14 protein-coding genes are annotated in these 15,570 nt (G+C 64.2%); 8 read left to right on the top strand and 6 right to left on the bottom strand.

Features of this window, described 5'->3' with window-relative positions; translation table 11 throughout:
• Nucleotides 1-18: 18 nt before the first annotated feature.
• Nucleotides 19-1,374 carry an AHH domain-containing protein gene (locus tag KY661_RS30165; protein WP_450097583.1) on the top strand — a complete coding sequence of 452 codons (1,356 nt, stop codon included), beginning with the start codon at nt 19-21 and terminating at the stop codon, nt 1,372-1,374.
• A 14-nt stretch (nt 1,375-1,388) separates the two neighbouring features.
• A complete protein-coding gene (locus tag KY661_RS30160) occupies nt 1,389-1,958 on the top strand; it encodes an imm11 family protein (RefSeq protein ID WP_225413541.1) in 570 nt (189 codons plus the stop codon).
• A gap of 274 nt (nt 1,959-2,232) precedes the next feature.
• On the opposite strand, the gene KY661_RS30155 is transcribed toward KY661_RS30160, so the two are convergent.
• Nucleotides 2,233-4,227, bottom strand: a complete 1,995-nt coding sequence (locus KY661_RS30155) for an AAA family ATPase (protein ID WP_225413491.1) — start codon at nt 4,225-4,227, stop codon at nt 2,233-2,235.
• A 210-nt stretch (nt 4,228-4,437) separates the two neighbouring features.
• Here KY661_RS30155 and KY661_RS30150 point away from each other — a divergent pair, with 210 nt between their 5' ends.
• The gene (locus KY661_RS30150; protein ID WP_225413490.1) at nt 4,438-4,833 is read left to right on the top strand and encodes an ACT domain-containing protein; all 396 of its coding nucleotides are present in this window, start codon (nt 4,438-4,440) and stop codon (nt 4,831-4,833) included.
• Nucleotides 4,834-4,837: 4 nt separating this feature from the next.
• Here the strand turns inward: KY661_RS30150 and KY661_RS30145 are convergent, their stop codons facing one another.
• Nucleotides 4,838-6,814, bottom strand: a complete 1,977-nt coding sequence (locus KY661_RS30145; RefSeq protein ID WP_225413489.1) for an ABC-F family ATP-binding cassette domain-containing protein — start codon at nt 6,812-6,814, stop codon at nt 4,838-4,840.
• Between the two features lie 102 nt (nt 6,815-6,916).
• On the opposite strand from KY661_RS30145, the gene KY661_RS30140 reads away from it, so the two are divergent.
• The 4 genes from KY661_RS30140 (at nt 6,917) to KY661_RS30125 (ending at nt 11,485) form a co-directional block, all read left to right on the top strand.
• Entirely contained in the window at nt 6,917-8,605 is a 1,689-nt protein-coding gene (locus KY661_RS30140; RefSeq protein ID WP_225413488.1) for a serine/threonine protein kinase, read from the top strand.
• Nucleotides 8,606-8,731: 126 nt separating this feature from the next.
• Entirely contained in the window at nt 8,732-9,802 is a 1,071-nt protein-coding gene (locus KY661_RS30135) for a putative zinc-binding metallopeptidase (RefSeq protein WP_225413487.1), read from the top strand.
• A 52-nt stretch (nt 9,803-9,854) separates the two neighbouring features.
• The gene (locus tag KY661_RS30130) at nt 9,855-10,889 is read left to right on the top strand and encodes a D-alanine--D-alanine ligase family protein (protein ID WP_225413486.1); all 1,035 of its coding nucleotides are present in this window, start codon (nt 9,855-9,857) and stop codon (nt 10,887-10,889) included.
• A gap of 101 nt (nt 10,890-10,990) precedes the next feature.
• Complete coding sequence (locus tag KY661_RS30125) at nt 10,991-11,485, top strand: GAF domain-containing protein (RefSeq protein WP_225413485.1); 495 nt, start codon at nt 10,991-10,993, stop codon at nt 11,483-11,485.
• On the opposite strand, the gene KY661_RS30120 is transcribed toward KY661_RS30125, so the two are convergent.
• Nucleotides 11,482-12,018: an NUDIX domain-containing protein gene (locus tag KY661_RS30120; protein WP_075008620.1), complete on the bottom strand. Its 537-nt coding sequence runs from the start codon at nt 12,016-12,018 to the stop codon at nt 11,482-11,484. The genes KY661_RS30125 and KY661_RS30120 overlap by 4 nt on opposite strands.
• Before the next feature lie 119 nt (nt 12,019-12,137).
• Between KY661_RS30120 and KY661_RS30115 the strand changes: the two genes are divergently transcribed.
• Nucleotides 12,138-12,611, top strand: coding sequence for an FBP domain-containing protein (locus KY661_RS30115; RefSeq protein WP_075008621.1), 474 nt, complete (start codon nt 12,138-12,140; stop codon nt 12,609-12,611).
• A 23-nt stretch (nt 12,612-12,634) separates the two neighbouring features.
• On the opposite strand, the gene KY661_RS30110 is transcribed toward KY661_RS30115, so the two are convergent.
• The 3 genes from KY661_RS30110 to KY661_RS30100 all read right to left on the bottom strand — a co-directional run bounded on the left by KY661_RS30110 (nt 12,635) and on the right by KY661_RS30100 (nt 15,538).
• The gene (locus tag KY661_RS30110; RefSeq protein WP_225413484.1) at nt 12,635-13,135 is read right to left on the bottom strand and encodes a serine/threonine protein kinase; all 501 of its coding nucleotides are present in this window, start codon (nt 13,133-13,135) and stop codon (nt 12,635-12,637) included.
• A gap of 62 nt (nt 13,136-13,197) precedes the next feature.
• Nucleotides 13,198-13,743 (bottom strand): DUF2381 family protein, encoded by a 546-nt coding sequence (locus KY661_RS30105; RefSeq protein WP_225413483.1) that lies wholly within the window; start codon nt 13,741-13,743, stop codon nt 13,198-13,200.
• A 310-nt stretch (nt 13,744-14,053) separates the two neighbouring features.
• The gene (locus KY661_RS30100) at nt 14,054-15,538 is read right to left on the bottom strand and encodes a hypothetical protein (RefSeq protein ID WP_225413482.1); all 1,485 of its coding nucleotides are present in this window, start codon (nt 15,536-15,538) and stop codon (nt 14,054-14,056) included.
• Nucleotides 15,539-15,570 lie beyond the last annotated feature (32 nt).

The following is a 15,570-nucleotide window of genomic DNA, read 5'->3' as shown; positions in this document are numbered from 1 at the left end:
CAATCTGGAGGATGTCTTATGACTCCGCGCCATCTATCCGTCGTGGTCCTCCTCTGGGCACTGTCTACCGCTTGCAGCAGCACGCACGTAGTGCGCCTCGACCCGGGACAGGGCGAGTCCTTCATCCACGTCCCCCGCACAGACGAGGCCAGGCCCGTGGAACTGGGGAAGGAAGAGTTCACCAAGGCCATCGCGAGGGAGACCCAGCGGATGACGCCCTCACTCAACCCTGAGAAGGCCGCGAGAGAACTGTTCGAAGTCCCCCCGCGCAGTGGCTGGTACCAGTACTCCCAGCGCGACGGTGTCGTTCCTCTGGACGGGATGCCCACGGCCTCGCAGTGGGCCAAGGTGAATGCGCGAGTGACCCAAGAGTACCTGCAATTCTGCGAGGCTCTCGGGAAGCCAGGGGACTGCCGGAACGTGCTGATGAACAATCCCCTCCTCACCGGAGATGGCCGCTACGCCCTGGGCATGTCCTTCGCCATCGAAGAGATCGTTCCGGAAATGATGCAGTCCTTCAAGGACATGACCGACCCGGAGGCGCTCAAGGCTTCTCTGTACTGGACGATGACGATCTACGCCGCGATGTGGCTGGCGCCCGAGCCGGTGTTCTCCAAGGGGCTTGCGACGGCCGTCACGGCAGGCTTCGTCTGCTACATCGGGGTGGACACCTTTTGGACGCTCATCCAGGGCTGGAGACGGTTGGTGGAGGAGTTGGATCACGCCATCTCCTTTGCTGCGATCCGCGAGGCCGGGAAGAAGTATGGCAAGGTGATGGGCAAGAATGCGGCGCGGGCGTTCGCCCTTCTGCTCACGACCGCCATTGGACAGACGGCTGCCAGTTTCTCGGCCAAGGTGCCCACGCTGCCCGGCTCGGCTCAGGCGTCAGCGGTGGGTGTGGCACAGGCGGGATTGCGGCTGGCAAAGGTGGCGCAGGTGGAAGCGGTGGCTGTGACCGCCGAGGCAGTGACCATCACCCTGGCTCCCAATGCGGTCGCCGCGACGGCAGAGGGCCTGCGCGGCGCGGCTTCCAGGCCGGTGGATGCGAAGGGACCCGAGCACCACATCGCCACCGACAAGTGGACCGAGGCTACCCACAGTGGTGGTCCGTGGACGCCGAAATTCCAGAGAATCTTTGATCGGGCGGGAATGTCGCTGAATGACCCGGCCAACAGGGTCCACGTCAAAGGCCACCAAGGCCCCCACCCACAGGAGTACCACGAGCGGATTTACGAGCGGCTGGATGAAGCGACCAAGGGCTGTAGCAGCATCGAACAGTGCCGGAAGGCGTTGGCGGCGGAACTCCAGCGGCTGGCGAAACAGATCTCGACGGAGGGCACGACCCTCAACAAGCTGGTAACCCGGAGTCAGTGACGGAGAGGATCATCATCCTGATGAAGTACTTCAAGCTGTCTCAAGAGGTTGGGGGTTCTGGGGGATGGGATCTTGGCAACCCCACGGATCCTCAGGGCCGGGAGGTGGACAACCCATGGATGTTCAGAGAAGGCATGCCAGTTCCGGCACCAGGACGATTGAAGATCCCCATCGGCCGTCCGGGCAAGGCCCTCGACTTCACCCTCGCAGGTTTCAGCATCCCGGTCGTTCATGTCAGGGTGGCTTCCGTCTTCAACGAACTGGCCCCACGTGACGTTCAGATTCTGCCGGTGGACATCCACGGTCAGCCAGACCAGTTCTGCATCCTCGTTGCCACGCGGCTTGTCCGGTGTATCGATGACAAGGCCTCGGAGGAGGTGGAGTATTGGACGCCAGAGGATGGAAGACCCGAGAAGGTTGGGCAGTACCGGGACGTGTACGGGATGCGCATCGATCCCTCGAAAGTGGGTGACACCAAGGTCTTCCGCTCTTGGGGGTGGACGGTGGCTCTTATCGTCTCCGAAGAGATCAAAGAAGCATTGGAGCGCATCGGAGCCATGGGGACAAAGTTCAAGGAAGTGTAGTTCGTCAGATCAATCCACTCCAGCCCATGCCTCCTGGCTTGACCAAGCCGAACTGCTGCTGCGCGCCTTCGGGGCGCGCTACCTTCAGGGGCGACTGGGCCGGCCGGGACGAACTCGTCGAGCACCTCAACGCCAGTTGGCCCGAGTACAACCGCCTTTATGCACACCCGTTCACTTGGTCCTGGACGCGGACCAAGATGCACCGATGGGTGGATCGTCATCAGTCGTGACTATGTCCAACGTGACTATGTCCAAAAACTTCGTGGACACTCCACTAGTCTTCCAAGAGCCGATCGACCGCCGTCTCAATTGCGTTGACGACTACACGGAGCGCGGCGAGTTCTGCCTGAGAAACCGGTTTGGCATGGGCATCCTCTCGATGAGCGTTAACATAGTCGAGCAACACCTTGAACTGTTCACGACTAACCTTACGTTCAGGCGGCGCGGCTTCAAAGTGCTTGAACTTCTCCCACTGCACACTAACAACAGTAATCAAATTTAATAGAAATATCCGCTTCTCCAATATTTCATTCTTATCAACTCCCTGAAAAGTCTTTCGCTGTTCACTTGGAATACTATCCAGCACAGGATCTATCCAGCGCTCCGCGCCTAAATGCGCTTTCAGCACACGTTTAACCAGCTTGCGTAGCTTAGGTTCAAGGCGGTTTCTAAGTGCACTTATTTCGAGAAGCGAGCTTTCTGGAGCGGCAGCCACTGGGGCAGCTTGCAAAACAACATCTTTTTGCATTCGAGTTTGCGACCTAAGATACTTGGCCAAGAACGGAATTGTAAGCTCGGGCGGCTCCCCAGCAACAAGTTGGTATGATTTTAGATGCTCGCCGTATTGAGGTACTTCGTTGATAAGCTCATTAAAAAAGCCAGCATTCCCCTGCGCCAACTGCTCAAGCAACTGATATTCCGTCTTATACCATCGCTGCAACATTCCAAGAATATGACTACCAAATGGAAATAAGCTCTTATCACGAGCCTCTGTAGTTCTTTCCACCATTCCCACCGTTACTAAAGCGGGCAGAGCCACACCCTCAGAAAGTAGCTTTTTATGCATAAAACTACAAGCCAGCCGAGTGAGCAGAGGGTGCCCACCATACATAGCACGCAATTGATCGAAAGCGGCCTCTTCAAAGCGAAGCCCCATATAAGCTCCGAGAGTCCGTACCATTTGCCGAAGCTCCTCACGAGAAAATATAGGCACGTATCGAGTTCTGGCCAGACTAAATAGTGGGTTATCATGCTCACCATACATAGGCGTCTCGATCGCCGAAGCATTCACACCAGCAACAATGAGCGAGATGTGTCTATTTACATTTTGTACCGCACGCAAAGTCTTCCAAAAATCGAGAAAATCTTGATCCCAATGTTGGCGCATTCGGAGATTCGGCGTAATGTGCTCCACCTCATCTACAGCAATGATGACATGCTTATCTGGAGCAACCTTCTTAATCTCTTCGACAGCCGTCCGAAACAATTTAGCTGCTCTTTTAACCCCCCCTGATGGCTTGACAGGAATGTAAGGCAGTTGTTTTCTAATCTCGTCAAGCAACTCCCACCAAGAGAGCGAGTACAGTGCTGCATCCTGGAGGTCTACATAAACAACCTTTCCTGACTGCTCTTCCTCCAAAAGCCGTTGAAGCCTCAACAAAACCGATGTTTTGCCAACCTTCCGCAGCCCAAAAAGACCGACATTCTCGCCGCGAAGCGCTGCATCCCTCAGCTCGAATACAAGCCCGGTCCTACCAAAGAAAAACAAGTCGTTTGTAATTGGTTGCTCAATATCAAAGAGATCTCGGCTAAACAGATGCCTTTGAACAGCAGTCTGCACCAAAGTGAGGTCACCTGCTTCACGGCATTCCTGTTCAGGGAGAGGCACAGCCACACGAGATTGACTGTTTTCCGCCATTAGGCGGCCAACCGTTTCAACCAGTTCCGGAGCTGGGCTAACCAAAAAATACATAAGTGGCTCGACCCTTCCTGCCGCAGGAGTCCGAGACATGAGCGCGCTTGCAATCTGAAGTATTCTAGGCTCAATACTATTATACTCGGAGTAGACCAATAGGATCTCTCGATCCATTCCAAATCTTTCACGAACAAAAGCTTCCGGCTTGAGAAAAAACATCACAACGTGAGACCCAAACAGCCTCTCCGATGAGCCCCAAGTGACATCAAAACCATGCAAGAACGCACGCAGCATCATCCGCAGGGATGGGTTCAGCGTAAGCACTGGCTCAAGTTCATCGAAAATCCGTCCCACACAGCCTCCTTCGAACCGTCATCATTTAGCCGACTCAACGAACCACAGTCATTCTTTCTAGGCAGCACACCGGAATCAACTAGTAATTCAGCGCAGTCGAAGTGCGTTGTGCGAAGCGAGAGAACACATATTTGGTGATGCTCCGCCTGGCGATAGGCATCGCCACTTGGTTCCATTTGCGCCGACCGAAGTAGGCTCTATGGTGCCGCCATGATTGGCGAGATCTCACTGAGCGCGCTCTTGCGCGGCCTCTCCCCGACGCTGAACCCCGGTGATTACGTCTTCTGCACCGTGAGCGATGAACGGGTGCTTCAAGGAACCCGGCCTCTTGGCAGCTTCCAGGAGCGTGAAGGCCTGACAGTCATCTTGGAGCGCTCGCAGGCCGACCGGCTTCAGCTCCCCTACACGTACGTCGCGGCCTGGATCACCATCTCCATCCACTCGGCCCTGGAGGCCGTGGGGCTCACCGCAGCCCTGTCCACGGCTTTGGCCCAGGCGGGCATCAGCTGCAATGTCGTGGCTGGCTTCTACCACGACCATCTGTTCGTCAGCGCGGCCGATGGCCCCCAGGCGCTCCAGGTGCTGCGCGAGCTGGCCGCGCAGTAACGGATTACCCCAGGGAAGCGGCCGCTTCGGCCAGCTTCTCCTGGGCCGTCTCCCATGCCGCGTAGAGCGCTTCCAGCTCTTCCTTGCCCGCGCGGTGGGTGTCCATCAGCGGCTTGGCCCTCGCGAAGTCATTGTAGAGTTCCGGGTCCGCCAGCTGCGCCTCCCGCTCCTTCTGAGTAGCCTCCAGCTTGGCGATGCGCTCTTCGATCTTGGCGATCTCCTTCTTGATGGGCCCTTCCACCGTGTTCCGGCGCTGACGGGCCTCGGCCTCCAACCGCTTGCGATCCTTCTCGCTCACGGAGGCTGCGGAAGCCTTGTCCCCGGGCTTCCCCTTCTCCCCTGCCCCGGCCGCCTCGGCCTCCGCCTTCAGGCGGAGCTGCTCCTGGTGGTAGAGGTACTCGTCCAGGTTGCCCGCGTACGGCACCACCTTGCCGTCCACCACGTCCCACACCGTCGTGGCCAGGCTGTTCACGAACCCCCGGTTGTGGGAGACGAACAGCAGCGTCCCGCCGTAGCCCTGCAGCGCCTCGATGAGCATCTCCGTCGAGTCCAGGTCCAGGTGGTTGGTGGGCTCGTCCATCAGCAGGAAGTTCGAGGGCCGCAGGAGCAGCTTCGCCAGCGCCACGCGGGCCCGCTCTCCACCGGACAGCACACCGATGGGCTTGTCCACGTCATCCCCCGAGAAGAGGAACGCCCCCAGCACCCCGCGCACGTAGCTCTGGGGCTTGTCCGCCGCCAGCGGCTGCACCTCCTCCAGGATGGAGTTGCGCTTGTCGAGCGTGTCCGCGTGGTGCTGGGCGTAGTACCCCATCACCACGTTGTGCCCCAGCGACACCTCCCCGCCATCCGCCGCCAGCTCCCCGGCCAGGATTTTCAGGAGCGTCGTCTTACCGGCTCCGTTGGCCCCCACCACCGCGATGCGCTGGCCGCGCTCCAGGCGCGCATCCAGCCCCGAGTACACCACCTGCGGACCGTAGCGCTTGCTCACGCCCTTGAGCGTGGCCACGTCCCGGCCCGAGCGCTCTACCTCCGGAAAGCGGAAGTGCACCGTGGAGCGCTCCTCCAGCAGGTGCACCTCCTCCAGCCGCTCCAGCATCTTCTCGCGGCTCTTGGCCTGCCGGGCCTTGGTCGCCTTGGCGCCGAACCGGTCAATGAAGGACTGGAGCTCGGCGCGGCGGGCCTCCACCTTCGCGGCCCGCGCCTTGAGCTGCTCCATCTCCTCGGCGCGCTGGCGCTTGTAATCGTTGTAGTTGCCCACGTACGAGCGCAACCCTTCGATCTCCAGCGAGACGATCCGGTTGACCTGCCGGTTGAGGAAGTCCCGGTCGTGGGAGATGAGCACCAGCGCCTTGTTGCTGCGGCGCATGAACCCGTCGAACCACGTCAGCGTGGGCACATCCAGGTGGTTGGTGGGCTCGTCCAGGAGCAGCAGATCCGGATCCTGGAGCAGCAGCCCCGCCAGCGCGGCGCGCATCCGCCAGCCGCCGGACAGGGCGCTGGTGGGCTTGGCCAGGTCCGCGTCCCGGAACCCCAGCCCCTTGAGGATGCGCTCGGCGTGGTGGCGCCCGTAGTGGTCCTCGAAGTGGTCCAGCTCCGTGTGCAGGTCCGCCAGCTCCTGCGACAGCTCCAGCTGCCCGGCCTCGTCCGTCTCCTGGGCCAGGGCCGCCTCGGTCTTCTTCAGCCGGGCCTCCATCGCGTCGCGGCCGGGCACGGTGCTCATCACCGCCTCCACCACCGAGCCCTCGGGCAAGCCCGCCAGTTCCTGGGGCAGGTAGCCCACCCGGGCGCCCCGCGCGTAGATGATGGTGCCCGAGTCGGCGTGCTGGGCGCCGGCCAGGAGCTTCATCAGCGAGCTCTTTCCAGTTCCGTTGGCACCCACCAACCCCACGCGATCCCGGGGGCCGAGGGTGAAGCTGGTGTCGTCGAAGAGGACCTTCTTGCCGTAGGCGAGGCAGAGGTCCTGGGCGATGATGAGGCTCATGGCAGGTGTGGGGTGTAGCAGCCCGGAGCCCCCTCGGAAACGATTTGCATGCCTGCTCGCCTACTCGCCGCGTCATGACGGGCTTGCGTATACTGGCCCGCAATGGCCTCTCCGTGCGTTCACTGCGGCAGCACTGCTGGTCCTGACCACCTCTGTTCGGGGGCCAACCTGGCGCTGCTGGGGCAGGTGCTCGATGGCCGGTACAAGATCGACAGCGTGCTCGGCCATGGCGGCATGGGCATGGTGTTCCGGGCCACGCAGACCTCCGTGCAGCGGCCCGTGGCCGTCAAGACGCTGAACTCGGCGCTGGCCGTCGCCCCCACCTTCTTCGAGCGCTTCCGCCGCGAGGCCGAGGTGGCCAGCCGCCTGCGCCACCCCAACGTCATCACCATCTTCGACTTTGGCCGCGCGCCTGACGGCACCTGCTACTTCGTGATGGAGCTGCTGGGCGGCGAGAGCCTCAAGGAGATCGTCAAGCGCGACGGGCCCATGCCCCTGCGGCGCGCGGTGAACATCCTGGAGCAGGCCGCGCGGGGGCTCGCCCACGCCCACGCGGAGAACTGCGTCCACCGGGACCTCAAGCCCCACAACATCATGGTGCAGCAGCTCGACGGGAAGGACTTCGTCAAGGTGCTGGACTTCGGCCTCGTCAAGGCGATGGAGCAGGACGAGGAGGAGCAGCTCACCTCCACCGGCCAGGTGCTCGGCACCCCGCAGTACATGCCCCCGGAGCAGGCCGGCGGCGAGCTGGTGGATGCCCGCTCGGACCTGTACGCCCTCACGGGCGTGCTCTTCTATTGCCTCACGGGCACCTCTCCCTACGGCGCCAACACGGTGCGAAAGGCGCTCACCGCCGCGCTCACGCAGACCGTCCCGGCGGTGAACAGCAAGCGCCAGGGGGCGCCCGTGCCGCCCTCCATCGACGACTTCATGCAGAAGGGGCTGGCGCGCGAGAAGGAGGACCGTTTCCAGTCCGCCGAGGAGTTCATCGAGGAGATGCTGGACGCGATCGAGGGCCTCTCCAACGAGGAGCTGGACGCGGCCCCCTCGGGCGGCGCCACCGGGCGCGAGAACGGCAGTGGCAGCAAGCCCAGCGTCTCCAAGCACCGCAAGCCGGGCAGCCCGGTGGGAAGCTCCAGCGCCCGCGCGTCCCGGCCCTCCTCGGGCGCCTCCGGCCGGTCTCCCAACGTCATCGTCGCCAAGGCCGCCTCGGGCTCCCCTTCCTCGAACCGGAGCAGGTCCTCGGGGGGAGCCGCTCCGCGGGCCGCCCCCGCCCCGGAAGGCATGCCCCTGGCGAAGAAGGCCGCGCGGGTGGGCGTCCCCGCGCTCCTGCTCCTGACGGGGCTCGGGGTGGTGGCCGTGAAGATGCGTGGTGAGGACAAGGCCCCCGCCCGGGTGCAGCAGGCCGAACGCGTCCCAGCGCAGCAGCCCTGGCCCTCGGAGCCCCCGGCCCTGGCCGCCGCGGAGGCGCCCCCCGCAGCCCCCTCGCCCACGGTGCTGGTGAAGTGCAACACCACGCCCGACGGTGCCGCCATCTTCAATGAGCGGGACGAGCAGATCGGCACCACGCCCGGGATGCTGGCCCTGCCGCGAGGCCAGAAGCACCGGCTCACCTTCCGGCTGGCAGGCCACCAGGACGCGGAACGCCCGCTGGACCTCAGCATCGCCGCGGGCGACATGCTCGCGGTGGATGTGCCGCTCACCCCGCTGCGCGCGGCCCCCACGCCGGGCAAGCCCAAGCCCGCCCGCCCGGCCAGTCCGCCCGCCTCCGACATCTCCATCTTCGAATAGCGCCCCCCTCCTGCCGCCTCGGACTTCCAGCGTCCAGGCAGGCAGGCGATGGAGCCCCTGGCAACTCCCACACCCGGTTTTTCCGGTGAATTGCAGGAGGGCGTTCCCAGCCCCATTTCACTGGGGATGCTCTCGACCTCTCAGATTACCTTCCGCGAAAAGACCCTCGCCGATCCGCACGAGGCGGAGGGGTCCCCGCGCCGCACGGAGCGCGAGACGCTTCTTCAGGCGCGCATCAAGGATCTGAAGCTGCACCTCCAGGGCACCCCCCTGGAGCGGCACATCCAGCAGCTCTACACGGAGCTCGAGGCCAAGGGCATCTCCTTCCGGCCCGAGTGCTACCTGTCGGATCAGTGGGGGTGCCCCTCGGGGGTGCCGGTCATCGGCCTGCCCTTCTACCTGGCGGACCCTCGCCTGCACACCTTGGAGGCGGAGCTGGGGGGAGACGCGGAGACGGAGAGCGACATCCTCATGTACCTGCGCCACGAGGCCGGCCACGCCTTCAACTACGCCTACCGCCTCTACGACACCGAGGAGTGGCGCAAGGTGTTCGGGGACTACTCCAAGCCCTACCAGGACGACTACAAGCCGCGTCCCTTCAGCCGCAAGTACGTGGTGCACATCTCCGGCTGGTACGCGCAGAAGCACCCGGACGAGGACTTCGCGGAGACGTTCGCCGTGTGGCTGACCCCGGGCATGGACTGGGGCAAGCGTTACCTGGGCTGGGCCGCGCTCAAGAAGCTCCAGTACGTGGATGAGGTCATCCGGCGCATCGGCCGGACGCCCCCGGCCGTCCAGCTGGCCGACAGGGACTTGGACGTGGAGCAGATGGAGGAGACGGTCTCCGACCACTACCGCCAGCGCCAGCTCGAAGAGCGCGTGGAGCTGAAGCTGCGCGAGCACCTCGACCACGATCTCCTGGGCCTCTTCGAGCCCGCGGACAGCCCCTCCGCCGCCAGCGCGGAGACGCTGGTGCGGGCTGAGCGCCAGGCCCTCATCCAGTCCGTCACGCGCTACAGCGGCGTGAACCGCGCCGTCATCGTGGCGCTCGTGGACCACCTGCTGGAGCGCACCGCCGCGCTGCGCCTCACCGTGCAGTTGGACAAGACGCGCGAGTACCTCACCAAGCTCACCTCGCTCGTGACGGCGCTGGCGATGAACTACCTCTACACGGATCATTTCTTCGAGGTGGATTGAGGCGCGGCCGCGGGGTGCGCGGGGGCCGTTCGATACCTACCCTTGAGACACCATGCCGCTACCGCCCTTGAAGATCGCCATCCTCCACTACCAGTTGGAGGGAGACCCGGTGGACCCCGTCGTCACGCAGGTGGGCGAGTCCCTGAGGGAGCTGGGCCACCAGCCCAGCTTCATCGCGGTGAGTGATCGCGTGGCCGACCTCCTCCAGGAAATCCAGGCCGCGCAGTGTGATCTCGTCTTCAACCTCTGCGAGACGTTCGCGGAGGACTACCGCCTGGAGGTGAATGTCGCGGCGCTGATGGAGATGGCGCGCGTGAAGTTCACGGGCTCCGGCACGGCGGGCCTGCTGCTGGCCCAGGACAAGATCCTCACCAAGCAGTTGCTCGAGTACCACGAGATCCCCACCCCGGACTTCGCCACCTTCGACGGCATCTCCGTGGAGACCAACGGGGACCTGGACTTCCCGCTCATCGTGAAGCCGGCCCGGAGCGATGCGTCCATCGGCATCGGCGGCAAGTCGCTGGTGCACAACTGGGAGCAGCTCACCAACCGGGTGCGGGTGATTCGCAAGGAGCTTCAGGACGAGGCGCTCGCCGAGGAGTTCATCCAGGGGCGCGAGGTGTACGTCGGCGTCATCGGCCCCAAGGAGCTGCCGGAGATCCTCCCCATCGTGGAGCTGGACTTCGGCAACTGGGACAAGAACAAGCCGACCATCTCCGACCGCGAGGTGAAGTTCGCCCCCGAGACGGAGGGCTCGCCCAGGCTCGTCATCGCCCGGGACATCTCGCCGGTGCTGCGCCAGCGCGTGGAGCGGGCCGCGCTGCTCGCGTACCGGGGCCTCAAGCTCCAGGACTACGCGCGCATCGACCTGCGCATCTCCGAGGCCGGAGACCCCTACATCCTCGAGGTGAACCCCAACCCGTACCTGGAGGACAAGAGCGAGCTGGCGATGGCGGCCCGGGAGAAGGGGCTGTCCTACACCCAGCTCATCGGCCGCATCCTGGACTCGGCGGCCCAACGCTATGGGCTGGAGAAGCGGCAGGCCGCCGGACTCCCGGATTCCGCGATAGCCCCGGTCATCGGGTGAGGAGGCCTGCGCAGAGTCCTGCCGCGCGGGGGATTTCTCGCTAAAAGAGAAGCCCGGCGCCCCGGCGCCCGCGAGTTTCCCCTCCCCGAGGAAGTCTCCCCATGGCCGAAGTCACCTTGGACCTGCGTGGTACGCCGAAAGCCGCGGCGTACGTGGAGCTGCAGCAGCACGTCGAGGCGGTGCTGGAAGGCATCGACGACGAGATCACCGCGATGGCGACCATGAGTTGCCTGTTGCACCACGCCTTCGGGCACCTGTGGACGGGCTTCTACCGGGTGGTGCAGCCCGGGAAGCTGCTCCGGGTGGGCCCCTACCAGGGCACGCTGGGGTGCCTGGAGATCACCTTCGGCAAGGGCGTGTGCGGGGTGGCCGCGGCCACGCGCGAGACGGTGGTGGTGCCCGACGTGCATGCCTTCCCAGGCCACATCACGTGCGACGGCCGCTCGCAGTCGGAGATCGTCGTGCCGGTGTTCGGCAAGAACCGTGAGCTCATCGCGGTGCTGGACATCGACTCGGAGCACAAGGCCACCTTCGACGCCGCGGATCAGCAGGCGCTCGAAAAGATGATGGGGTGGTTCTCGCGCCCGCGCGGCTAGAGCGTCCGATGCACGCGCAGCAGGGCGTAGGCTGCCAGCGTGCTCGCGTCCTGGATGCGCCCCGCCCGGACCTGGGCCTCGAACTCGCGCACGGTCACCTGTGTGCAGACAAGGCCCGCCTCCTCCTGCTCCAGCTTCTGGGGGCCCCGTGTGAGGTCCTCGGCCAGGAAGACGTGCATGCCCTGGTTGGAATAGCCCGGGGCTTCGAACAGGCGGCCCAGGTACGTCATGCGTCCGGCCATCAGCCCCGTCTCTTCCTGGAGCTCTCCGGCGGCGACCGACTCCGGGGATGCGTCCGCCTGGGTCTCCCACGCGCCCTGAGGAAATTCCAAGGACTGGGCCTGCACGGGATAGCGGTACTGCTCCACCAGGTGGAACGTGCCGTGCTCGTAGGGAATGACGAGCGCGAAGTCCACCTTGCAGACCACGCCGTAGATGCCCGTCGAGCCATCCGGCCTGCGGATGGTGTCCTCCCGCACGGTCATCCACCGGTTGCGGTAGACCTCTCTCGAACCGAGCGTTTCAATCGTCATGGGCCCGAGATTACCCTCCAGGCGAGCCTCCGGGCGATCGTGGGAATGGCTGCCCCACTCCCCGTGTAGATTCGGGGGAGTGAGGTTGTTAGTGGACGAGTCCTGCTCAAGGAGCCGCCGTGTTCCGACTTGAAACAGACCGGACGCTCATCGAGTCCTTCCGGCCCCGTGACCGCCGGGTCATCGAGATGCCCGCGGACATCACCTTCCCGCTCTTCGTGCGCGATTACCTGGCCTGGACGGAGACGTCCGGCGGGCGCGTGTACCTCGTCTTCGCCGCGCCCGGCAGCCGCAAGCCCATTGGCATCATCTTCCGCCGGGACGTGTCCAGCGGAGGCCCGCCCACCACGCAGATGTGCGACTGGTGCCACTACTCCGGCTCCTCGAACGAGGTGGGCCTGCTCACCGCCGACGTGAACAGCAAGCGCCGCGTGGGGGTGAACCTCTGCATGGACCTGCGCTGCCAGGCGAAGCTGGAGGACGCCGCGGATCGCACCGGGCGCCATCCGCTCGAAGCCCTCACACGGCTCAGGGAGCGCATGTCCCGCTTCGCCCACGAGGCGCTCGGCATCCAGGTTCAGCCAGCCGCGTGAACCGGCGCGTCACCCGAGCGGGCTCACCGGAACTCGTCGACGATGAAGGCCATCGAACTCGAGAAGTCGAGGATGGCCGTTCCCGGCTTGGAGTCCGGGTGCTTTCTGAGTTGCCCCTTTGACGACCGGGCGACCGCGCAAATCGGTACTCTGTCTCCATCAGGTGGCTTCGCTTCGTAGTACCGGATGACAGCCTGTTGACCGCCTGTCCAGACTCGTCCGTAAAGCCGGGTGGGCGACTCCAGAATGCCGAGGTTGCCCTCCAACATGCTCTCGATGGGCCCGTCGTACAGCGTGATGGGGCTGACATCGTCTTGGTTCATGTCGAGTTCCACCAACGCGGCGTCTCCAACGGAAAGACGCAGGTACCGCATCGCCTTGAGTGCTTCTTCGGGACACTTCTCAGGGCCTGGAGTTCCGTCCGGGCGCAGAGCCACCCCCCCCGTGCCGGTAGCTGGACAGCCGGAGGATGTCACGAGCAGGGTCAGGGTGAAGCACCAAAGAACACGCTTGTTGACGCTCATGGGGCCGCTCTTACTAACGGGCAAGAGAAGGATCCAGCCTCACGAAGGCTTGCACGAGACCATCATCGCGGATGATTTGCAGCGCCAAGGTCTCGGGCCCTTCCCCCGAGAGAAACGCACTCTTGAGCACCATTTGCCAAGAGCGCGGCAAGGGCATGGTCCGGCGAGTTCTGCTCCTGCTCGTGCCTTTCGTTCTCCTTCAGGGCGATGCGCTCCCTCAGGAGCGCATCCTCCAACCTCGCACGCAGGTACGCGCCGCTTTCCCGGTCCCAATACAGGTTCACCTGATGATCCACCCGCTCCTTTTCAGACGCTTGGACGGTAAAGGGCACTTGCGTTCCATCCATCAGCGTCACCACGAGCGGGAAGCGGTCTTCAGCAGTGAGGTCGTGGAGCGGCTCGATGACGACCTTCTTGCCCCCCGCCAGAAGGGGTTCAAAGCGGCCTTTCCAGCCCACCATCTCCGTCCGCACCGGATCCACCTCTTTCTCGAAGCGAAGGACGGTGGCAATGGCCGCAGCAACGAAGACAGAACGGGCGATCTCCTCGGGCCCGTCCGGGAGGGTGACGTTTCGGATCTTCGACTCACGGTCCTTGGCGATGGCCATGGATGCCACGAGCACAAAGAGCAGGACCAGCCGACTTGTAAGGTTGCACATGGCGTATCGAACCTACCAAGACAGGTTGTACAAGTCCAAGCCGATGCCGCTACGCATGGGACTTGAGAGGACTTCCGCGAGGAAAGCTCTGGGACCGAGTGCTTGGGTGACGATGAACGCGGGGTATCCGTAAAAGAGATTGCGAAACTTACTGGGCTCGCAGAAACCACCGTGCGCACCTACTTGTGCAAGGGAGAGGGAGGCAAAGCCACCTCCCCCCTCCATGCGGGTCATCCCATGATGCGTTATAGAGATATGATCAGGGCTCCATTCTCCAGTAGAGGAGATCCGTGGCCCCTGCAGAGGTCCACGGCTGTCCATCCAGCTCGAGCGTGCCGGACAGCGTGGTGCCCAGCACCAGGCCTCCCGCGGGCTGCGGGGCCATGAGGAAGAGCCGGTCGTAGGCGACCACGTGGGCCCACTGGAACTGCCCCTCCCCGGAGTATCGCGCCACGAAGGGCCGGACCGCCTGAGGAACGGGCGCGCCGTCAGCGTCGCCCAGCGTCCCGCCTCCGAGATCGAACTCCCCCACGCCCCAGCCCGACACCGTCAGGGTCCGGCCCTCCCCCATGCTTAGCTGCTCGAATGTGAGGTTGGCCCCGTTCCCGGTTCCCACGGAGGTGAGCCACGCATCGGCGCCCGTCGCGCTCAGTTGCCCGACGAAGCCATTGGTGTTGGGGGGAACCAGAGGGCCCCTGCGAGGGTCGCCTCCCAGATGGCGGCTCCCCCCGAAGGTGAAGCTCCCCCCGAAGTTGCCAATGAAGGCCACCTGGCCCGTGCCTTGGGCCTGGAGGCCCATCACATCGCCGTAGGCCCCCCCGAAGAGCCGCTTCCACAGCAGGCGGCCCGTGGCGCTGTACTTCGCGATGAAGGGCGCCTGCACGCCGAGGACGCCATCGCCCAGGTTCATCCAGGCGCCGGAGGAACCTCCGAGCAGGACGTTGCCCTCGGGGTCCGTGGTGATGCTCTGGAGGCGCGGCGTCTTCTCGGGCGTGTCGAACACCCCGCTCTGGAGCGCCGCGGACCACTGGTGCTTGCCCTCCCAGGAGAACTTCGCGACGAAGCCTCCCTCGCCCCACGCCTCGCCCGTGTTGCCCGTGAGGTGCGAGCTCAAGGGCCCGCCGCCCAGGTCCAGCGTGCCCCGGAACGCCCCCGTCACCACCAGGCTCCCGGCCGCATCGGTGGCCACCGCGGACGGAGCCGCCCGCTGGAACTGGCCTCGGATGCCCCGGGCCGAGAAGCCCTGGGTCCACACGGTCTGGCCCGTGGGCGAGAACTTGGCGATGAAGAACCCGTCCCAGCTCTGGCTGCCGGTGACGGCGGGCAAGGGCCCCGCGCCCAAGTCCGGCGAGCCGCGATACCTCCCCACCAGGAGGATGTTGCCCAGTGAAGTCAGCGTGACGGAGGTGGCGTGCACCGCCTCCGTCGTCACCACCCGGCTCCACGCGAGGCTGCCGTCCGCGTTGTAGAGCCCGAGGGCGAGCCCCTCTTCCCGGGGAAACGCCACCGGCCCGAACCGCCCCACCGCAAGGAACCCGCCCTGTGGGTGCGCCGACAAGGCATCCAGGTGCTCGGCCCCCATGCCTCCGTACTTGCGAATCCACACCGTCCGCCCGCTTGCCGCCGTCTGAGCAGCCGCTGCCTCAGGGGCCTCCCTGCCTGCTGGCTCGCTCCAGCCTCCCGTGAGGAGCAGCACCGCCAGCGCCACCGCACACCGTCCACGTATCCCTGATTTCTGTGCCATGCCGGATCTCCCGAAAAGAAGAGAATCCATAT

Origin of the sequence: Allostigmatella hybrida (genome assembly GCF_020103775.1) — a bacterium.
GTDB classification, from domain to species: Bacteria; Myxococcota; Myxococcia; order Myxococcales; family Myxococcaceae; genus Hyalangium; species Hyalangium aurantiaca.
The sequence above is the reverse complement of the archived record's forward strand: the minus strand, read 5'-3'. Positions and strand labels throughout refer to the sequence as shown.

What these genes read in the sequence shown, in the direction of transcription:
- KY661_RS30120 (WP_075008620.1), bottom strand. Translation starts at nt 12,018, where the DNA reads ATGACGATTGAAACGCTCGGTTCGAGAGAGGTCTACCGCAACCGGTGG.
- KY661_RS30110 (WP_225413484.1), bottom strand. Translation starts at nt 13,135, where the DNA reads ATGAGCGTCAACAAGCGTGTTCTTTGGTGCTTCACCCTGACCCTGCTC.
- KY661_RS30165 (WP_450097583.1), top strand. Translation starts at nt 19, where the DNA reads ATGACTCCGCGCCATCTATCCGTCGTGGTCCTCCTCTGGGCACTGTCT.
- KY661_RS30145 (WP_225413489.1), bottom strand. Translation starts at nt 6,814, where the DNA reads ATGAGCCTCATCATCGCCCAGGACCTCTGCCTCGCCTACGGCAAGAAG.
- KY661_RS30125 (WP_225413485.1), top strand. Translation starts at nt 10,991, where the DNA reads ATGGCCGAAGTCACCTTGGACCTGCGTGGTACGCCGAAAGCCGCGGCG.
- KY661_RS30100 (WP_225413482.1), bottom strand. Translation starts at nt 15,538, where the DNA reads ATGGCACAGAAATCAGGGATACGTGGACGGTGTGCGGTGGCGCTGGCG.
- KY661_RS30135 (WP_225413487.1), top strand. Translation starts at nt 8,732, where the DNA reads ATGCTCTCGACCTCTCAGATTACCTTCCGCGAAAAGACCCTCGCCGAT.
- KY661_RS30140 (WP_225413488.1), top strand. Translation starts at nt 6,917, where the DNA reads ATGGCCTCTCCGTGCGTTCACTGCGGCAGCACTGCTGGTCCTGACCAC.
- KY661_RS30105 (WP_225413483.1), bottom strand. Translation starts at nt 13,743, where the DNA reads ATGGCCATCGCCAAGGACCGTGAGTCGAAGATCCGAAACGTCACCCTC.
- KY661_RS30130 (WP_225413486.1), top strand. Translation starts at nt 9,855, where the DNA reads ATGCCGCTACCGCCCTTGAAGATCGCCATCCTCCACTACCAGTTGGAG.
- KY661_RS30150 (WP_225413490.1), top strand. Translation starts at nt 4,438, where the DNA reads ATGATTGGCGAGATCTCACTGAGCGCGCTCTTGCGCGGCCTCTCCCCG.